The organism is Vibrio sp. 1078-1, assembly GCF_033340475.1.
On record NZ_JAWOWM010000001.1, the window covers coordinates 404,029 to 423,392 of the forward strand.

The window sequence follows — 19,364 nt, forward strand, 5'->3', positions numbered from 1 at the left end:
AGCATGAAATCCTCTCAGTCTAAAATATCGCAAAGTCGGCGCCGATTTTTGCGTGATACAGCTCGAACTGCGGCTGGTGTTGGCGCAGCTGCGTGTGTATTGGGCTTACAATCGCTACAAAGCCAAGCTCGAGAAACCAAAGGTGTGCCTATTCGTCCGCCTGGTGCACTGCCGGAAGGCGATTTCGAATCAGCTTGTATTCGATGTGGCTTGTGTGTTCAGGCATGTCCTTACGATACCTTGAAACTTGCGACATTACTTTCACCCGTCGCGACTGGCTCACCTTACTTTACTGCACGCGATATTCCCTGCGAAATGTGCGAAGACATTCCTTGTGTTGTCGCTTGTCCGAGTGGGGCGCTGGATCCGAAACTAACCGATATTGATGATGCTCGAATGGGTACAGCGGTTCTTATTGACCATGAAACTTGCCTTAACTGGCAAGGGTTACGATGCGACGTTTGTTATCGCGTTTGTCCGCTGATTGATGAAGCCATCACATTAGAGATGGTTCACAACGACCGAACCGGTTATCACGCCAAACTTATCCCAACAGTGAATTCCGAAGTGTGTACCGGATGCGGTAAGTGTGAACAAGCGTGCGTGTTGGATGTCGCTGCTATTAAAGTCGTCCCGACGGATTTGGCGAAAGGCAAAGTGGGCAGCCACTACAATTTTGGTTGGAAAGAGATCGACAAACCACTCGAAAATATCCTCCCTAGTGAGACGCCTGTACCGGAAGGTGCGCTTGAATCGCTAAAAGGAGGTAAGTAATGGCAAAGAATTTAGCTCAAAATGCTGGCAAAGAAGCGCTTGAAAAGCTTGGTTGGTGGCGCGCGCATCGGTTTTTGATTTTACGTCGGCTATGTCAGTTCACCATCATTGCGCTGTTTATGGCTGGGCCGACGCTGGGAATTCTAACTGGTAATCTGTCATCAAGTATGTTGCTCGATACCGTGCCGTTAAGTGACCCGTTAATTGTGCTTCAAGCTTTGGCGACAGGGCATGTTCCGGAGTTTAATGCGTTGTTAGGCGTAGTGATTGTCGTTGCGTTTTACGCGATTTTGGCGCCGCGCGCATTTTGTGCTTGGGTGTGCCCGTTGAACATCGTGACAGACTTGGCGGCGTGGTTGCGTCGAAAGTTCAACATTAAAGCGAGCTATCGTTGGTCTCCCATGATTCGTTATTGGCTGATCCCTGTTTTGATGTTGGGCAGTGCGCTATCTGGCGCGATTCTTTGGACATGGTTAGATCCAGTTGCGGCACTGCATCGCGGGTTGGTGTTTGGTATGGGCGCAGGTTGGGTGCTAATCGCCCTAGTGTTTGTGTTGGATTTACTCTTGGTTGAGCATGGGTGGTGTGGGCACTTATGTCCACTGGGGGCTACCTATGGCGTGATAGGCCGAAAAAGCCTGTTGCGCGTTACTGCTGTTCGGCGCGAAGATTGCACCAAATGCATGGATTGCTTTTACATTTGCCCAGAACCAGAAGTGCTTCGGCAGCCTTTGAAAGAGGGAGATCGTCGAGTTATGGATCAAAACTGCATTAGCTGTGGCCGTTGTTTGGATGTGTGTCCAGAACATGTGTTTGAATTTAAAAATCGCCTATCAGTAAAAGTCATTGATTAAGCCACTGAGCACATTTACTCATGCTTTAGTTCTCTTGATACTTGAACATCGCGCTTAGCCAAGGAATTGAGTGCGATGTTTATCTTCATAACAATATTCCTCAGCCATATCAGCTTGCTCTGGGTTGAAAATAATAATGATATTGCGAATTTGTTACATTTAAAGCTATGATGATGCCTTCATATTTAAAGGAAACATCATGACTACCTCATCGCACGGCTGGAGAACGCCGCAAAATTTCCTCCTGTTAATTTCCATTATCGTGCCCATTGCTTTTTCTACCTGGATGGCGTTGTTGAACAACTTTGTTATAGAGAAAGCAAACTTTGATGGTGCCGACATAGGCCTATTGCAAAGTGTGCGCGAAATTCCGGGTTTTTTGGCCTTTACCGCCGTGTTTGTATTGCTGTTTATCCGAGAGCAACGCTTTATGCTCGTATCTTTGGCGATGCTTACGCTTGGTACGGCATTAACAGGTTATTTTCCCACTTTGTACGGTCTACTTTTTACAACCTTGTTAATGTCCACCGGCTTCCATTACTTTGAAACACTCAAGCAGTCTTTGTCTTTACAATGGCTATCTAAAGAAGAAGCGCCAGAAATGCTGGGTAAGTTTATTTCTGTTGGAGCTTTGGCTTCTCTGTTTACCTACGGCGCCATTTGGGTTTCGCTCGAACAGCTCAAACTTGATTTTAAAACGGTCTATTTAATGGCTGGTGGTTTAGGTTTTGTGCTCATTTTGGTGATGGCATTTGCCTTCCCACAATTTAAGACAAAAGTGCCTCAGAACAAGAAGCTCATCCTGCGTAAACGTTACTGGTTATACTATGCGCTTACGTTTATGAGTGGAGCACGCCGTCAAATTTTTACGGTGTTCGCTGGTTTCTTGATGGTAGAAAAGTTTGGTTACTCCGCCGCAGATATTACGTTGCTGTTCCTGATTAACTATGTCTTTAACTTCTTGTTTGCGAAGCGAATAGGCCGTTTTATCGGCGTTGTAGGTGAGCGCAAAGCGTTGATGTTTGAATACGTCGGTTTGATCTTCGTGTTTGTCGGGTACGGTTTGGTGCAAACGGCTGAGTGGGCGGCAGCATTGTATGTTGTCGATCATCTATTTTTCGCGTTAGCGCTTGCGATTAAAACCTACTTCCAGAAAATTGCCGACCCAGCAGATATGGCGTCGACCGCGGGCGTTGCGTTTACGATTAACCATATTGCGGCGGTTGTAATACCTGTTACGTTTGGTGTGATTTGGCTGGTTTCACCTGCTAGCGTATTTTACATCGGCGCTGGTATGGCAGCAGTGAGCTTGCTGTTGTCACTCAATATTCCAGCGAAGCCGGAAGAAGGCAACGAAACTCGCTTGTTGAAGTGGAGTTAAGTTGGTACTCACTATCTAATCATTAAAGCGAATACCTGTAATTAGACTCGCTAAAAAGGGTGCTTATGCGCCCTTTTCTTTTTATTGCAAATAGATAATCCCTCCAATGGTTGTCAATGCATGCCACGTCCGTTAGGGTTTAGAACTAAGTATTTCGAAATAACTTGGGCGTAACTGACGCGAAACAATAAGAGGGGAGCTATACAGTGCAGATACATGGCAGAGAGTTGGATTTAGATCTAGGAAGCCGTCACATCGTTATTCAGCGCCGCTATGAGGCGTTAGGTGCTGCAAACGACCTACTCATTGCTATTTGGTTTTTAATTGGTAGCTTTTTCTTTTTGAATGATTCGTTGATTGAAAGTGGTACTTGGCTTTTCATTGTAGGCAGTGCGCAGTTGATCATTAAGCCCCTGATAAAACTGATGAGTTTAGTTCATGTTGGTCGTTTAAATAAGCAACTTTCTGGCACATCAGCGAGCCGCTGAAATTACCGCTTCTTTTGAACACTCGCAAGCAAGAAGCCAACAGGTGAGTTATCGAGGGGAAAGACGGAAGATAACGTGGTCACAACACTAACCACGTTATGTTCAGTTTGAAGCTTCAGAATTTAAAACGGATACCAGAACAGTTGTGTGTCCATCACACGCTTGCTGATCGCAGCAATCACTATCACCGCAATCCCAGCCATGCAGATCATATCGGCTTTGGTCAGTGGTTTTAAGCTGTACCAAGTGCGAGAGGAGTGGCGGCCAAAACCACGTAGCGTCATCGCGTTTGAGATTTGATCGGCTCTGTCTAAACTAGAGAAAATCAGAGGTCCAAGAATCTTCGCGACGTTCTTCATACGATTGAACAACGGAGCCTTCTTGCTCAGTTCTACTCCGCGTGCTTGTTGCGCGTGCATGATGTTAACAAAGTCCTTTTTCACTTCCGGCAAGTAGCGCAGCGTTAAGCTTACGGCATAGGCGATTTTGTAAGGCACACCTAAACGGTTCAAGCTGGCTGAAAACTCTGTCGGATGAGTGGTAAATACAAACACCAATGCGATTGGGAACATGCTGAAGTACTTCAACGTCACTGTTACTAGGTAAAACAATGTCTCTTGAGTGAGCGAGTAATTACCGGGTAACGAGAGTAAAACCGTTGATGAACCCATGAACTCAGTACCTTGTTGCGGTGCTAACGCGAACATAAACAGGGCATTGATCAGTAATACCGTACCTGTACCGAATAACAGCGGTTTGTAGACATGAAAGGGCACTTTGGTCATTTTCAATAAGCCCAAACCCAGCACGATCAACAGCGCGATGATTCGCAAGTCAAATGTGGTCAATACCACCGTTACCCAAGCAATGAAAAGCAAGAACTTAGTAATGCCATTCAACTTATGAAGTGGCGATTGGGTATCGATGTAGTTGATACCAAACTTCATCTTATTGTCTTTCATGCCACCGCTTTCTCTAGTTGGTTTACGTCGTCGCTTTTTTGTTGGCGGTGCGCTTTTTCTACATTGATAAAGTGCTGCATAAAGCCATTGGTGTCCTCGATACCAACTTTCGTAGCCAACTCAAACAAACTTGTGGTAGTGAGGTTTGCTTGGTCTAGTAGCTCTGGACTGCTGAATACCTGCGTCATTGGTGCATCCGCGACTAATTTACTGTCTGCAATCACGATAGAGCGCGAGGTGTATTCCAACACTAAATGCATGTCATGAGAGATGATCATTACGGTTACGCCCAACTCGCGATTGAGCTTTTCGATGAAACTCAGCATAGACGTGTAGTTTCGATAGTCCTGACCTGCCGTCGGTTCATCAAGGATCAGAAGCTCTGGTTCCAAGACCAAAATTGACGCAATGGTTACGCGCTTTTTCTGGCCGTAGCTCAATGCTTCGATTGGCCAGTGACGGTATTTGCTCAAACCGCACAGCTCTAGGACTTCAAGTACTTTAGCGTCGATTTGTTTCTCTTCAACGCCACGATTACGGAGGCCGAAGGCCACTTCGTCGAAAATCATGTGATGGGAAATCATGTGATTCGGGTTTTGCATCACCACACCCACTTTCTGGCTACGCTCGAAGATGGTCAGTTCGTTAAGATCTTGACCATTCATGCTCATTGAGCCGCTATCCGCTTCAATAACGCCCATAATCAGTTTGGTGATGGTCGATTTACCCGAGCCATTTTTGCCAAGTACAGAGACAAACTCGCCACACTTAATGTCAAAACTCACGTCTTCTAACGCGTTTTTCTCACCGTCGTAAGAATAGGTGAGGCCACGGACTTCAAGCAAAGTCTCGGCTGGCGTTTTAGGTGGTTGTGCTGTTGAACCATCAAACCATGCTTGTACCGCTGGTTTATATTGCTCCAACGGTAAGGTAGTTAAGCTAGAAGGTTTTGCATCGCCCTCAATCGCGCAGCCTGCTTCTTTCAGTGCTGAAATATAAAGCGGTTCGCGGATGCCGTAATCTTCTAGTAGAGGCGACGCTAAAATTTCATCTGGCGTTGTATCGGTAATGATTTCGCCGCTTTCCATCAAGATAATACGGTCAACTGAGCAATGCAGAACGTCTTCAAGACGATGCTCAATGATTACTATGGTTTTGTCCGTTTCGCGGTGTAGATCATCGATGATCTCGATGGTTTTTTTACCCGTTTTAGGGTCAAGCGCAGCTAGTGGTTCATCAAACAAAAGGATATCGACGTCATCGACGAGAATGCCCGCCAAAGAAACACGCTGTTTCTGCCCGCCAGATAAATCGTGGGGAGAGCGATCTAACATCTGTTCCAAGTCGACCATTTTGGCCGTGGCTTTGACCAATGGGTACATGTCGATATTTGAAGTTAGCTGGTTTTCCAGCGCAAATGCAATGTCTTCGCCAATGCTCAAACCGACAAATTGGCTGTCCGTATCTTGGAGTACGGTGCCAACTTGCTCAGTGTATTGGTGCATGTCGAAAGGGGCGGTGTCTTGACCATTGATGGTCAATGTTCCACTGGTTTCCCCTTTGATTGCGTGTGGGATCAGTCCGTTAAGACATTGCCCAAGAGTAGATTTACCACTACCACTTGGACCGATAATGACGATTTTCTCTCCTTTCTCTATCCTTAGATTGATATTTTTTAGCGTCGGTTTGTCCAGCGACTCATATCTAAAAGAGAAGTTAGAAAATTCGATTGTCATTCGACATTAAGCCTCTGTTAAGTTACGGCTTTGCTTGTTACGTTTAGCGACAGACTTAAGAATGAAGAAGCCAACAATAGCAATAAGAATGGTGTTACCGATCGCGATAATAGAAAGCTGGGTAAACACTTTAGTGAACGGTTCTGCGTATAAAATCGTGTCGAGGAATGCAGAGCAACCGTAACCAAATACGTTGCCTAATAGCGCAAGTACTACGAATAACGCGAAGTCTTTCATATTGAAATCACCTTTCTCCAAACGGTAGCGCGTTAGAGAAGGGAATAGACCGATAATCAAACCAACAATACCTGAACCAAGTACCCAAGTGAGCCATACGCCCCAACCTGCAAATAGGTCAGTAACCCAGTGACCAATAAAACCAACCAAGAAGCCAACAAGTGGTCCAAATAGTACTGAGAACAATGCTAATACTGCCATTGCTGGTTTTAGCGTTGTGTTTGCAAACACAGGGATGCCAAACATAGGTAAGCCGCCGATACCGTAAAGAGCAGCACCGATTGCAATAACCACAACAGTTTTAGCGGAAAGATTCATAGATAACCTCAGTTCAATAGTCGATTTTAAAGAACGTTCATTTATATTGTTGGAAAGCGTTAGTTATTTGATTGTGTAACATATATTCAAAACAACCAAGCTGCTTATTGTTTGCTCTATTTTTCTTCAGGAAATGTGTGATTTGATTCACGCATCCCTTTGACTGGCTTTGGTTTTAGCAAGCATTAAAAATAAGGCGCGCATTATACAGAATATTAATAAAAGTGGGAATGCTATCTATCTGGATGGCTAGAATGAATCAGGGGCTGATCGTCAGCCCCTGATTACACGGTTTGATGTTATTTTTACCAATAAATGAATGCGCTATATGTTCATTAATGGTCGAGGTATAAATAGTTCTGCCAGCTCTTCATACGAATAAGCACTTTGCGCATCACTGATACGTGAGTAAAGCTGTCTGAATAAACTGCAACTTCAACCGCAGTACCCATTGGTAGGTGGTATCCACTCAAGTCGTCGGTAATTTTCAGCTTCGCAAAAACACGTCCGCTCGTGCGCAAGGCATCAGTCCCAAGCAGAGCGCCTCGCGCTTGAATTTGGCTTTCACCAATGGCTGGAATCACGTCAATGACTTCGCCACGGAACACTTTGCCCGGAATTGCGCGGAACATAAATTCTGCTTCAAAGCCTGGCTTCAAGCGTTGTAATGAGTTCTGTCTGAATGCCGCGGTGTACGTAATGTCTTCGGTATGTACGAAGGTCATTGCCGGGGCAAGTGGCAACGGCACAGCCATAACACCAGGACGCAAAGCCAATTGCGTAACGTAACCATCGGTTGGCGCACGAACGACGGTTTGCTCTAGGTTAAACTCTGCTTTACGCAGCTCGGCAAGAAGTTGCGCGACTTGGGTATTTTCGCCTCCGATTTCAGAGTCCAGAGCGATTTGCGCTTGTTCTTGTTGCAAAATCGCAACGTCTAACATGGCTTCTGCCGCTTTATACGCTTGGCGTCGAGTATCTAAATCTTGTTCAGTAAACGCGCCACGATCAAAGCCCCTTTGATATCGGCTAAACTCCCTTTGTGCTTTATCTCTGTCCGCTTGCGCTTTCAATACAGCAGCTTCTGCTTCTCTTAGATCAGACTCTAAACCCAACGCACCTTGGCTTGCTTCTTTGACTTTCGCTTCAAGGCGAGCAACTTCTGCTTCAAAAGGCACAGGATCGATTTTGAAAAGAATATCGCCCGTTTTGAGCGGTTGGTTGGCTTGGACTGGCACTTCCACCACGCGGCCACGCACGCCAGAGACGATAGGCGTAGTTGGGAACACTTGGTTACCCAATTGAGTAAATGGGTGGTTGTAGTTCATAAGCAGCACGAGTGTGCCCACTAACACTACGCCGCCAAGTACGGCGGTTGGAACGGTCCATTTGTTTAGAGGAATATTGAAAATTTTAAAAATGGCAATACAAAGAGCGGCGTAAGTCAGAATCAGCAATAAGTCCATTATTCGTCCTCTTTACTTTGTTCAGGCAAAGGCTTTTGCTGAATCTTTTGTTGTTTCAACATCGATACTTGGTTTTTGAGTTCGTTGACTTCATCGATGAGTTCTTCAAGGCGGTGATGAATGTCGTGTGTTTCTTGTTCTAGTTGTTTAAAACCCCAGCCGCGTTCCTTGCGCCATAATGTTGCCCAGATCCATAAAAATGGCCACAGCGCATGCAAAGTGAAAAGGCTGACCCAGCCAGCGTAGTGAATTGCGTCTTGGTGCGGGTGCTCTCTCTCTTTGGCGATTTCATATGGAATATCATGGATGACAATGATTCCGTAAAAGATCACTAAAGCAACGAAGATGAGTAACCCAAGTGCAAAATAGTCTAGAAACATCTTACCTACCTGTGCGTATTGCGAAATGGAAAATCTACGTAAATTAACAATTTAAGTATTTGTCTTAACTACAGATGAATCAAGCGGTTTTTATGTAGGAATTATGTTTATGCGATGTAAGTATCCACTGATGTTTATTGGCAGTTAAGGTGTTGCTGAGTACTTATTTAAACAAGCAGTGAAGTGATATAGGAAGGATAAGTAAAAAGTATACTAAAGCCCCAGGTGTCAACCGGGGCATGGTTTAAAGTTCGGTACAGACTTGGTTTCTGCCATTGGCTTTGGCGCGATAAAGAGCTTTGTCTGCACGATAAAAAGTTCGCTGAGTATTCTCGCCTTCTCGATGCAAGGTAATCCCTATGGATACGGTCAGCCCCCGTTCACCAAGAATATCGTCCCAACCATATTGATAAATCCGTTCACGATAATTCTCGGCATGCATTTCTGCGCGTTCCAGTTGGGTATTCTCAAGGATCACGAGGAACTCTTCACCACCAAATCGTACGCACGATGCGCCTTTAAATCTGAAGTAGGACGCCAGTTCCTGTGACACACTTTTGATCGCTTTGTCGCCAACCAAGTGGCTTAGTTCGTCATTGATGGATTTGAAGTGATCGATATCGATGACCATCAATGCAAATGCAGTATCGTGCAGAAGTAGATCTTTTAGTTTAACTTCTAACCAGCGTCGGTTGTGTAAAGACGTAAGTGGATCGGTAAAGACGTCCTGCTGTAGCTGAGCAACAGTATTTTTATGCTGCTTGGTGGTTTCTTTTAGTTCTTTGTTTTCTAGCTCTGACAAAATGAGTTTGAGTTGTAACTCAAAGCGTGAAAGTCGGCGTAGTTGAGCAGACCCTAACTCACCGATCGGAATATGTTTTACAAGATCAGATTCGATTCTATGCGCTTTTTTTTCACAATTTAATGCTTCTTGATACAACCCTTGAGAGGCGTAAACTTGACTCATCGCGTTATAAAAATGCTGAGTAACGATAGGAGATAGTTGCTTTTGAATCCTTTTACTGATGGAGTCCAACGTTAAATTAGCTAAAGAAGTGTGCCCTACACCGTTTAGACAATACGCAGTCTCAATTTTGACCATCGTGGATAACCAGTATGTCGTGGCACTACCCGTTGTATACTGAACATTCGAAATAGCCAGCAACGCATTGGGGTAGTCTTCTTGCAGACGATGTAATTTGGCTCGGTAGAGGTGAATTTGTGCGGCGAGGTTTTTATCACTGACGAGAATGCTCAGTTCTTCACATTCACTCAATAGTTCTTTGGCGTCTGCGGTACGGTTCAAGCTGATATAACAGGCAAGCATGTACAGCTTGTAACGAAGGCGTAGGGATCGACTGCCAATAGCGTGATCGATAGCATCTATTTTTTGATAATAACGTAATGCACGTTGGTGATCCCCATGGGCATCGCACAAATTACCCATTCCAATAATGGCCAATACGTACTCATCAATATAGCCGTACTCGACGGCGATATTGGTTGAAGCAACATACTCGGTTAATGCCGCATTGTAGTCACCTACTTCAACCAAACGCTCACTCAAGCTTGCTTTCACAGAAAGAATATCTTCTACATCCTCTGGTAAAACAAGCAACTCAAGCGCTTGTTTCAATTCACTAATGCTGTCGTTGAGCTGTTTGATCTCTCTTCGATACTCGGCGCTAATGATATAGCAATGCGCTTTCTCTCGGTTTGTTGACGCAATATGTAACCCTATGTGTTCCCATAGCGTAATCGCTTCTTCACCTGAAACGGAAGAAGGATCGATACCTGCGTCAGTCACCTTGCTAAGCAGTTGTTCCATTCTTCATTACCTCAATATAACTTTCTTCGAGCTGTTCTAACGTGAATGGGAAGGTCAGGATATCTTGCAAATACAGTATCGGTTTCGGGCCTTTGATTCCGCGTCGCTTCCATGGATAGATGTCTAACATCGCTTGGACAGTGCGGTAGACCTCTTCTGCTGCTTGACCTTTTTCTGCAATTAACATTGCTAGCCTGTTACTGGAAATTCTCGAGATGAGGTCGCTGGAGGTTGTCAATGCATGAACGAGCTCGGTACAAACATCGAGAACTTCGGGGTTTGAATGCTGAATCATAATGATGGCGTGGTTAGAGCGTTTGAGCTCCGTTTTAAACAAAACTAACTGTTCCCACCAGTAGGTCTCAGAAACGACATTAGAGAACTGTTTTTCAGGGTCGTATTCGTGTTGAGAGCGAATATGATTGATCAGCTTACGTGCTCGCTGCTCTAGTTGGCGTTTAGAGCCTCTTGCTTTATCCATGCTGATTCGATGAGTTTGTTCTTTGAGCATTTTGAGTGCGTGCTTACGGTATTTCTTGAACGCGTTAAACGCAGACTCAAAGTCACCTTGTTCTTCAGCGACTCGTGATTGTTGGAAGCAAATTTGGCTGAGTAGCTCACCGTGGTCGAAACTGAGTGCAGACTCTTCTGCTGCAAGTAGCAACTTGGCAGCGCTGTCTGTATTTTGGCGCAAAAGCTCAAGTCTTGCTCGGCTAATAAAAGAGTGTGCTTTCATCCAAACGAGGTCATGCTCAATGGCGAGCTGGTGGGCTTTTTGGGTGGCTTCTTCGGCCGCATCAAGGCGTTCTAGTCCAAGCAGTGCTAACCCTTTAAAGTCCCAGATCTCGGCTTGCCACGTACTGTCATCATGATCTTTTAATACTTCGGTTGCTCCATCCAGTACCGTAAGCATCTCGACAAACTTATTTAGTAAGTAATAGTCCCAAGCTAATAGGATGCGCGCTTTGCCTTCTAACCAAGCAATACGAACATTGTTTGCCACTTTAACGGCTAACTCATGAGTTGAAGCGGCAAGTTGGTGTTCATTAGTGATGCGCCATACATTACCAAGCCCAATTAGAGATTCGATTTGAATTTCAACATCATCAACAAGAGCAGATTGTTCGAGCGCATTAATCCAATATTGTTGCGCGGAATAATACTTTGCTTGGCCCCAATATTGGAGTGCAAAAAGATGGAGAATTTCCGGGAGATGATCGTCGGTTTCAAGCTGTGTTTGTTTGCTGTAAGCGTCTTTGACGAGTTTTAAGCCTTGTCGGTAATCCATTAGGCACCAACAGCATTGCGCCATGATGAGTAAGGCTTTGATCTCTCCGTCCACAAATAAAATTTGTTCCGCGCGGATACGATATTGCTGCGCAATATTAAAGGTATGTTTAGGGGCCGATTTTATTTGGCCTTTAAGCTTAGTGAGATCATCTTCTAGCTGAATTTGGTTTTTATCCAACGTTCACATCCATGACTATCGAACTGGAAATCACACCTAATATTAAGTGGTTAGATGCATGTTTCTTTACCAAAGCGATGCGGATAACGTTTTGGTAAACGATCAGGGGCCGTAATGTATACCGTTACAACCCCTAATTACTACATCTAAATTACCAATAGAATAGCTACGATAGGAGCTGTTTGATTGTCAAAGGTGCATCAGAGACTTCCAACCTTTGTGCAGCGGTAAGACCTTGTTTATCCTGATAGCACAAATTATGCCAAGCTCTGAATATATCTAAAAGAGGTAAAATACCAGCAGGTCGTAATTTGCGACGTGGCTCGTTAATGAAGCTTTCGAAAAGAATCTGAAAGCGGTTTTGATAAAACTTCACATGACGAGTTGTCGCAACGTTAAACCATTTTTCAGGCTCATTTTGATCGCCAGCGAGGTAGCAAATGCCTTTGTGGTTTTCGTTTTGACTAGAGATTGCCCAACGATCGCGCCACCAACTCATATAGGCGATATCGACTTTGCCAAAGGGAGTGCTCATGTCCCAACTAGCGTCCTCTTCTACATACATCAAGTCGACACTTTTCTCTTTAATACGAGGTAAACAAACGCTCAATGCAGCTGAACGTAGTAGGGGATCTTGAGGCATGTATAGAGATACACGTTTGTTTGGGCAGCACATATCAAGTACGTGCAAATAGTGTGCATACGAGGTGTATGGCGGACGGACTAATGCCCCTTTTGAAGGGTAATGAAATACAGATAGATTACCAAGAGGGTCTTCTACGTTACCGCGAGCCAAAATTGTTTGGTATTTTTGGTCAATTCGCTCTCTGAGGTGATGAGAAGGTTCCGCAAGCGGCTCACTTGCTTCCGCTACGTACTCCTGGGAAACAAAACGAGACACCTCATCGTAAGGATTATGATCGAGAGTTGCGATTGGCTCTTCATCAGCGGAATAATTGACGTGCTGGCAAAGAATATAGCCAGAATGCGCTTCGCCAGAAACAATCCAATACACACCATTATTGCTGTTCGGTTGCAATGCAATATAGTTTGAGGCCAATTCATAATGCGTTGCGTGGTTTACCCAGCGCGCATCAATGGTTGCCAGCTTGCGGCGGCAGCGGCTAGCTATATGGTCAACATGATCGTAAAAGGTTTTTGGGTTAATACTAAGCTTGCGGCAGATTTCTCGTACGGAATATCCCGTAAACAATAAACCCATCAAGTTCTCTTGAAATTGAAGCTTCTTGTTGGCACCAGACCACTTGTCGACAAAGGTACTTTGACACACTTTACAGCGGTAACGTTGGCGATCGCCACTGTAACCGAAAGCGTGATAGAGGTGTTTGTGAGTGTGGACAGAAAGTCCAAAGTTGTCGCAATCATCATTACGGCAAGCAGGCAACCCGTCACTGTGGACGTGCCGCAGGCGATGAAGTTCGTTCACGACATCGCGATTATTAAGTAAGGGGGGGAAAGCTCCACATTCACGGCATACCATCGCCGGACGCTTAGGGTTCGCATGTTGCAGAACGTAACGCTTTGCATCACTCAATCCAAAGTTGTCACACGCCAATGTTTTACAAAAGTTGAGTTGTAACCCATCTGCGTCTTTTGGCAGTTCGCCGTTAGACACAATCGCCCCCTCGGGATAATTCGGGCAGCCAGCATAACTCTGGCTGCAAATTATTACTTACTATTTGTTCTTAGATGTTGATTGCAGTTTCTAGTGCAACTTTCATCATGTCGTTGAACGACTTCTGACGCTCTTCTGAGCTTAGTTTTTCACCACGGATGATGTGGTCAGAAACTGTCAGGATAGTCAGTGCTTTCGCGCCTAGGTCAGCTGCTACGCCGTAGATACCAGCCGCTTCCATGTCTACACCTAGGATGCCTAGTTTTTCCATCTTCTCGAAGATGTCTGCTTCTGGTGTGTAGAACAGGTCTGCAGAGAATACGTTACCTACTTTTACAGGCACTTCCTGAGCGCGCGCTTGGTTAACTGCTTCTTCTAGAAGACCGTAATCAGCGATTGCTGCGAAATCGTGGTTGTTGAAACGGATACGGTTAACTTTAGAGTCTGTAGAAGCACCCATACCGATAACAACGTCCATTAGTTTCACGTCGTCACGTACTGCACCACAGCTACCCACACGGATAACGTTTTTCACGCCGTATTCAGCGATTAGCTCGTGTACGTAGATACAGCAAGACGGGATACCCATGCCGTGGCCCATTACAGAAACTTTTTTGCCTTTGTAAGTGCCAGTAAAGCCGAACATGTTGCGAACGTCACAAACTTGTTTCACATCTTCTAGGAACGTTTCAGCGATGTATTTAGCGCGCAACGGGTCGCCTGGCATTAGAACTGTTTCAGCGAAATCACCTGGTTGTGCGTTAATGTGTGGGGTTGCCATAAGTGCTCTCCAAAGTTTTGTTTTGATAAAACGCCTCTATTATAGAACGCTATTACCAATTCTGTTGAACTTGTTCGTTTTCGTTGAGGCAATAATAACGGGACGTACAGTGGCCCCTTGAGAGCTTAGTCACAAAAACCACGCATTTAGAAACTGCAACTCCTATTGATAACCAAATCTGTTGAAATCAAAAGAGCAATCGATTTGCTTTTGAGCAGTTTGTCGATTGCGCGCACAAATTCTTTGTTTTTGGGCCAAACTTTTTTCTGACAGCTGGTTGATCGAAATACTTTCGAGTGAAGTAAAACGATTAAATTGTACAACTTATTTTCTTGTACAATCTGGAAAGGCTTGCTATAAGTTATACAACAAAACTTTTTGTATAGGGATGCGTCATCATGGAATCTTCGATCAAAGTAGGTATCAGTTCGTGTGTTTTGGGTGAACGAGTGCGTTTTGACTCTGGTCATAAGGTGAGCAACTTTGTGACTAAAGAGCTTAGCCCGTATTTTGACTTTATTTCGGTATGCCCTGAAGTCGGCGTAGGTATGCCAGTACCCCGTCCAACCATTCGTCTTGTTTCTAATGAAGAGCGTGTTGCATTGGTTGAAACCAAAAATCCAGAAAATGATCATACCGACAATATGCTCACTTACTCGGCCAATAAAGTAGATGAACTTCAAAGCGAGCAGCTTTGTGGTTACATCGTTTGTGCTAAGTCACCAACTTGTGGCATGGAGCGAGTCAAGGTTTACAGCAAGAACAGTGCTGCGAAAGAAGGTGTTGGCTTGTATACACAAACATTGATGCAAAAAATGCCTTGGTTGCCTGTTGAAGAGGATGGCAGACTTAACGACCCTGTATTGAAAGAAAATTTTATCACTCGAGTATTTTGTCTAAATGACTTTTACGACTCGATGGATGGTGAGCCTACTCGTGGCAAAATCATCGACTTTCATTCGCGCTACAAACTGACGTTAATGGCACACCACCCAGAGTCATACCGCTCCCTTGGCCGCTTAGTCGCTGATGTCGCTAATTATGAAATTGAAGACTTTTACCAAGAGTATCGTTTAGGACTGATGAAGGCGTTAACGAATCGGGCTAGCCGCAAAAATAACACAAATGTGTTGATGCATTTACAAGGGTACTTCAAACGCTCACTAACTAAAGAAGAAAAAGAAGAGTTAGCGACAGTGATTCACGACTACCGTATCGGAATGCTGCCTCTGCTAGCACCACTTACATTGATTAAGCATTACTTAAATACTTACCCAGACGAATATTTAGCAAAACAGAAGTTTTTAGAACCGTATCCGCAGGAGATGAGATTACGCTATGGTTTGTAGTTCAGAAGAAAAACTATACGCGATCCGAGATGTCGCAGAAATCACGGGTGTAAAACCAGTTACGCTGAGAGCTTGGCAACGAAGATACAACTTGATCCAACCTCAGCGAACTGAAAAAGGACACAGACTTTATCGCCAGCAAGATCTCGATACGATTCGCGAAGTCCAGAGCTGGCTCGCGAAGGGGATTTCGATTGGTAAAGTGAAGGGGCTGCTAGGAAAAAGCGCCGATGTCGAAGTCAAAAACGAGGTTCGCACACTCGAAGAAGTTGAAAACATGCTGCTTGCGCTGTCTACCCTGAATCGAGGAAAAGCAGAGAGTTTACTTGCCTCTGTTCTTAAAGAGTATCCACTAAAACTCGTTATTGATCAGTTTATTAGCCCAGTATTTGATGCGCTAGACATGGTGAAAGGATCGCTGCGATCTTTACAAGTAGGGTTATTTCAGACTTGTTTGATCACTCGACTTGTCCTTGTAATCGATTCTGAAAACAAAGCCGCTTCCAAAGGAAAGTGTCTGCTCATTAGCTTTGAACAAAACAGAGAGTCTGAGAGTTGGATTCAAGCAGCGAAGCTTTGCGAACAAGGGTATCACACGACTTTGATCGATAAGGTTGATGATGTTTCTGGTCTACTAGATCACGAGGTCGTTGAAAATGGTTCGTTTATCTACCTTTTCTCCAACAAAGCGCTAGCTGCTAAACAAGTAGCGTCCATCAAAATGCTTCACGCACAACTAGGTGATCGGATGGGGTGCTCTGAAGTGATAGAGAAATTACACCTAACTTAGTAGACAAAAGATAGGAGCTACCATGATTTTAGTATGGTTTCGACGTGACTTACGTACGTTAGACCACACGGCACTCAAAGCGGCATTGGATTCAGGTCAGCCTGTCGTCGCTTGCTTTATCGCGACGCCAGAGCAGTGGCGGGAGCATCACATGGCGCCGATGCAGGCAGACCTCATTGCTCGTCGCTTAGCTTGTCTTAACGAGGAGCTTGAAAGCCTTAATATTCCCTTTTTGTACAAAGAGGTGCCGTCGTTTTCCGATTGTACAGATGTGATTAGTGGGTGGGCGGAAACACTTGAAGCCACGTCTGTCATGGCAAACATTCACTATGAGGTGAACGAACGAGAGCTCGATACACAAGTAAGTGAAGCGTTAGCTTCTCACGATATCGAATTTGAACTGTTTCATGACAAATGTGTGCACGCGCCAACGACGGTTCTTAATAAGCAAGGCGAATATTTTAAGGTGTTTACGCCATTCAAGCGTGCTTGGTTAACGCAGTTCCATATGCCGACGGTAGTAAAACCTCACGAGCAAGCGCCACTCAATAAAAAGGTACTCGAACAATTAGAGTCGGCTCGATTTAATTCAAGCTTCACATTTAGCTATCCTCGAGAATCCAGTGAAGACTGGCTGGCTTCGACTAATGATATTTTGAAGCAGCTTAGGGAATTTGCACGGGAGCGCAGTGACGCGTATCAAAGCGAGCGAGACTTTCCAGCTATTGATGGCACTAGCCAACTGTCTCCATACCTTGCGATTGGCGCGCTATCACCAAGGCAGTGTATTGCTCGTTTGTATGCTGAAAATCAACAAAATGACCTTACAGAAGGGAAAGCAACTTGGTTAAGTGAGATCATTTGGCGTGAGTTTTATCAGCACCTATTGGTTTTCGAACCAAAACTCGTCAAAGGCAAAGGATTTATCGATTGGGAGGATAAAATCCAGTGGTCCTATGATGAGAAAGCCTTTGAGCGATGGAAGACAGGAACAACAGGATACCCAATCGTTGATGCAGCAATGCGTCAGCTCAATCAAACAGGCTGGATGCACAACCGATTACGTATGATTGTCGCGAGCTTTCTTACCAAGGACTTACATATTGATTGGCGATGGGGAGAAGCGTACTTCATGAGTAAGCTGGTGGACGGCGATTTTGCAGCGAACAATGGTGGCTGGCAATGGTCTGCTTCTACGGGTTGTGACGGGCAGCCATACTTTCGTATTTTCAACCCGATAAGCCAAGGCGAAAAGTTCGATGTTAATGGTGAATTTGTGCGCCACTGGGTACCAGAAATCAAAAGTGTACCGAACAAATACATCCATAAACCTTGGACTTGGGAGGGCTTTTCTTTACTGGAATATCACAAGCCGATGGTTGATCACAAGACAGAAAGAGAGATAACCTTACAGCTCTTTAAAAGTGCCAAGGAATAGAGTGAAATGCTTAGCAAAAAGCGATCAATGAGTTTCGCAAAACGTACCCTGCTATCTGTGTCGTTATCTTTAGTGAGTGGTCTATCATTCGCTAAGATGTACGAATTACCAGAGGATGGAAGCCGTTTAATTGGTCGCCTTGAAAACCACGTCGTTCAAGAAGGCGAAACCATGGCAAATATCGCTAAGCTCTACGATGTGGGTATGCTAGGTTTAATGGCCGCAAACAAAGGAGTGGATCCCTTCTTACCAGAAGAGGGGCATGTTCTTACTATTCCGACACAGCTAATCCTCCCAGACGTACCTTATAAAGGTATCGTTATTAATCTAGCCGAGCTGCGCTTATATTACTTTCCGAAAGGAGAGGATATTGTCCATGTATTTCCTGTCGGAATTGGCCGAATAGGGCGCGATACCCCAGTAATGACAACGCGTATCAGCCAAAAACGACCGAACCCTACATGGACTCCTCCAGCCTCTATTCGTGCCGAGTACAAAGCAAAGGGCATTGACCTACCAGCCGTTGTTCCTGCGGGGCCTGATAATCCACTTGGTATGTTTGCATTGCGTTTAGCTTACGGGAATGGCGAATACCTAATTCATGGTACCAACAAGGACTTTGGGATTGGTATGCGAGTCAGCGCGGGTTGTATTCGTATGGACCCAAGTGACATTGAGTGGTTATTTGACAAGGTTCGTAACGGCGAAGACGTTAATATCATTAACCAGCCTATCAAAATGACACTTGAGCCTGACAGAAGTGTGTTCTTAGAAGCACATGAGCCTTTGACTCGTAGTAATGGCGAGAAAGATGAACTGAAAGTGCCGAAAGAGTTAAAGTGGTGGTTGGATGAATTCGGTATGAAAAACGTGAAGGCTAAAGCAGCAATCGCTGCACAGAATGGGGTTCCTATCGAAATAACCGCGCCTTAACGGGCGTTAAGACGCGGTATTAAATCTTACTTAGTGTAAGACTGAGCGATGTTATCGATACGCTCGTTAGCACGCTCAGCTTCTTCTTGAGCAGCCATTGCTGCTGCGCCTGATTTTTGAACGTCAGATTGAAGAGCTTGTACGTCTTGGCTTAGTTGGCTAACTTGGTTGCTTAGTTCGTCTAATTTTGCTGCATTTGCTGTAGCTGCGTCATCAGAAGAAGCACAACCGGCTAGTAGAAGTACTGAAGTTGCTGCAGCTGCGATCAACGTTTTGTTCATATAAGAACTCCTTGCTTATAGTGAAAGTCTCGCTACTAACTATTATTTTATACAGTAGCGAGGTTAAATGTGGTTACATTTTATCAGTACATGATGTAGCAAAAGTCAAAAAAACCCAAGAATTTCATGGAGTACCTGACGTCAACTTTTACCTGAACTTAACAAAGTTTAACTACCTATCCTTTATTTCGTTCTCACAACAGTTTTCATAGCAGGTGTATTTGCCACGTTCCTGATATCAATAATTTAGACGATATTGACACA

The 19,364-nt window shown here is 44.7% G+C and carries 18 protein-coding genes; 8 read left to right on the forward strand and 10 right to left on the reverse strand.

All coding sequences use genetic code 11. The annotated features are described in order from the left end of the window. Positions 1-3: 3 nt before the first annotated feature. The 4 genes from napG (at position 4) to R7190_RS01835 (ending at position 3,497) form a co-directional block, all read left to right on the forward strand. Positions 4-774, forward strand: coding sequence for a ferredoxin-type protein NapG (napG, locus tag R7190_RS01820; protein ID WP_005383947.1), 771 nt, complete (start codon positions 4-6; stop codon positions 772-774). Beyond that, positions 774-1,628, forward strand: a complete 855-nt coding sequence (napH, locus tag R7190_RS01825) for a quinol dehydrogenase ferredoxin subunit NapH (RefSeq protein WP_053350046.1) — start codon at positions 774-776, stop codon at positions 1,626-1,628. The genes napG and napH overlap by 1 nt, the downstream gene beginning before the upstream one ends. Positions 1,629-1,827: 199 nt before the next feature. Then, a complete protein-coding gene (locus R7190_RS01830) occupies positions 1,828-3,009 on the forward strand; it encodes an MFS transporter (RefSeq protein ID WP_005375129.1) in 1,182 nt (393 codons plus the stop codon). Positions 3,010-3,215: 206 nt separating this feature from the next. Next, the gene (locus R7190_RS01835; RefSeq protein ID WP_025768568.1) at positions 3,216-3,497 is read left to right on the forward strand and encodes a YrhK family protein; all 282 of its coding nucleotides are present in this window, start codon (positions 3,216-3,218) and stop codon (positions 3,495-3,497) included. A 122-nt stretch (positions 3,498-3,619) separates the two neighbouring features. Here the strand turns inward: R7190_RS01835 and R7190_RS01840 are convergent, their stop codons facing one another. From R7190_RS01840 to deoD, 9 genes are all read right to left on the reverse strand, one after another. Continuing rightward, positions 3,620-4,459 carry an energy-coupling factor transporter transmembrane component T family protein gene (locus tag R7190_RS01840; protein WP_005383942.1) on the reverse strand — a complete coding sequence of 280 codons (840 nt, stop codon included), beginning with the start codon at positions 4,457-4,459 and terminating at the stop codon, positions 3,620-3,622. Continuing rightward, positions 4,456-6,195, reverse strand: a complete 1,740-nt coding sequence (locus R7190_RS01845) for an ABC transporter ATP-binding protein (RefSeq protein WP_186585108.1) — start codon at positions 6,193-6,195, stop codon at positions 4,456-4,458. The genes R7190_RS01840 and R7190_RS01845 overlap by 4 nt, the downstream gene beginning before the upstream one ends. A 6-nt stretch (positions 6,196-6,201) precedes the next feature. After that, on the reverse strand, positions 6,202-6,750 hold the full coding sequence (locus R7190_RS01850) for an ECF-type riboflavin transporter substrate-binding protein (RefSeq protein WP_005375133.1): 549 nt from the start codon (positions 6,748-6,750) through the stop codon (positions 6,202-6,204). 335 nt (positions 6,751-7,085) lie between these two features. Continuing rightward, a complete protein-coding gene (locus R7190_RS01855; RefSeq protein WP_005375134.1) occupies positions 7,086-8,216 on the reverse strand; it encodes an HlyD family secretion protein in 1,131 nt (376 codons plus the stop codon). Then, positions 8,216-8,596: a DUF3302 domain-containing protein gene (locus R7190_RS01860; protein ID WP_064376388.1), complete on the reverse strand. Its 381-nt coding sequence runs from the start codon at positions 8,594-8,596 to the stop codon at positions 8,216-8,218. Before R7190_RS01860 ends, R7190_RS01855 begins: the two co-directional genes overlap by 1 nt. A gap of 244 nt (positions 8,597-8,840) precedes the next feature. Then, entirely contained in the window at positions 8,841-10,424 is a 1,584-nt protein-coding gene (locus R7190_RS01865) for a GGDEF domain-containing protein (protein ID WP_017820511.1), read from the reverse strand. Next, positions 10,408-11,892: a hypothetical protein gene (locus R7190_RS01870; RefSeq protein ID WP_005375137.1), complete on the reverse strand. Its 1,485-nt coding sequence runs from the start codon at positions 11,890-11,892 to the stop codon at positions 10,408-10,410. The genes R7190_RS01865 and R7190_RS01870 overlap by 17 nt, the downstream gene beginning before the upstream one ends. Positions 11,893-12,058: 166 nt before the next feature. After that, complete coding sequence (locus R7190_RS01875) at positions 12,059-13,528, reverse strand: hypothetical protein (RefSeq protein ID WP_005383936.1); 1,470 nt, start codon at positions 13,526-13,528, stop codon at positions 12,059-12,061. A 70-nt stretch (positions 13,529-13,598) separates the two neighbouring features. Continuing rightward, positions 13,599-14,309 (reverse strand): purine-nucleoside phosphorylase, encoded by a 711-nt coding sequence (gene deoD / locus R7190_RS01880; RefSeq protein WP_005375140.1) that lies wholly within the window; start codon positions 14,307-14,309, stop codon positions 13,599-13,601. Positions 14,310-14,707: 398 nt separating this feature from the next. Here deoD and R7190_RS01885 point away from each other — a divergent pair, with 398 nt between their 5' ends. Genes R7190_RS01885 through R7190_RS01900 form a run of 4 tightly spaced genes read left to right on the forward strand, consistent with a single transcriptional unit; the run spans position 14,708 to position 18,819 of the window. Next, on the forward strand, positions 14,708-15,658 hold the full coding sequence (locus R7190_RS01885; RefSeq protein WP_017635475.1) for a YbgA family protein: 951 nt from the start codon (positions 14,708-14,710) through the stop codon (positions 15,656-15,658). Continuing rightward, positions 15,648-16,448, forward strand: coding sequence for a MerR family transcriptional regulator (locus R7190_RS01890; protein WP_065275469.1), 801 nt, complete (start codon positions 15,648-15,650; stop codon positions 16,446-16,448). The genes R7190_RS01885 and R7190_RS01890 overlap by 11 nt, the downstream gene beginning before the upstream one ends. 22 nt (positions 16,449-16,470) lie before the next feature. Next, complete coding sequence (gene phrB, locus R7190_RS01895) at positions 16,471-17,886, forward strand: deoxyribodipyrimidine photo-lyase (protein ID WP_033906725.1); 1,416 nt, start codon at positions 16,471-16,473, stop codon at positions 17,884-17,886. Between the two features lie 6 nt (positions 17,887-17,892). Next, positions 17,893-18,819: a L,D-transpeptidase family protein gene (locus R7190_RS01900; protein WP_025768560.1), complete on the forward strand. Its 927-nt coding sequence runs from the start codon at positions 17,893-17,895 to the stop codon at positions 18,817-18,819. 26 nt (positions 18,820-18,845) lie between these two features. Here R7190_RS01900 and R7190_RS01905 read toward each other — a convergent pair whose 3' ends face one another. After that, positions 18,846-19,100 (reverse strand): Lpp/OprI family alanine-zipper lipoprotein, encoded by a 255-nt coding sequence (locus R7190_RS01905; protein ID WP_005375145.1) that lies wholly within the window; start codon positions 19,098-19,100, stop codon positions 18,846-18,848. Positions 19,101-19,364: the final 264 nt, after the last annotated feature.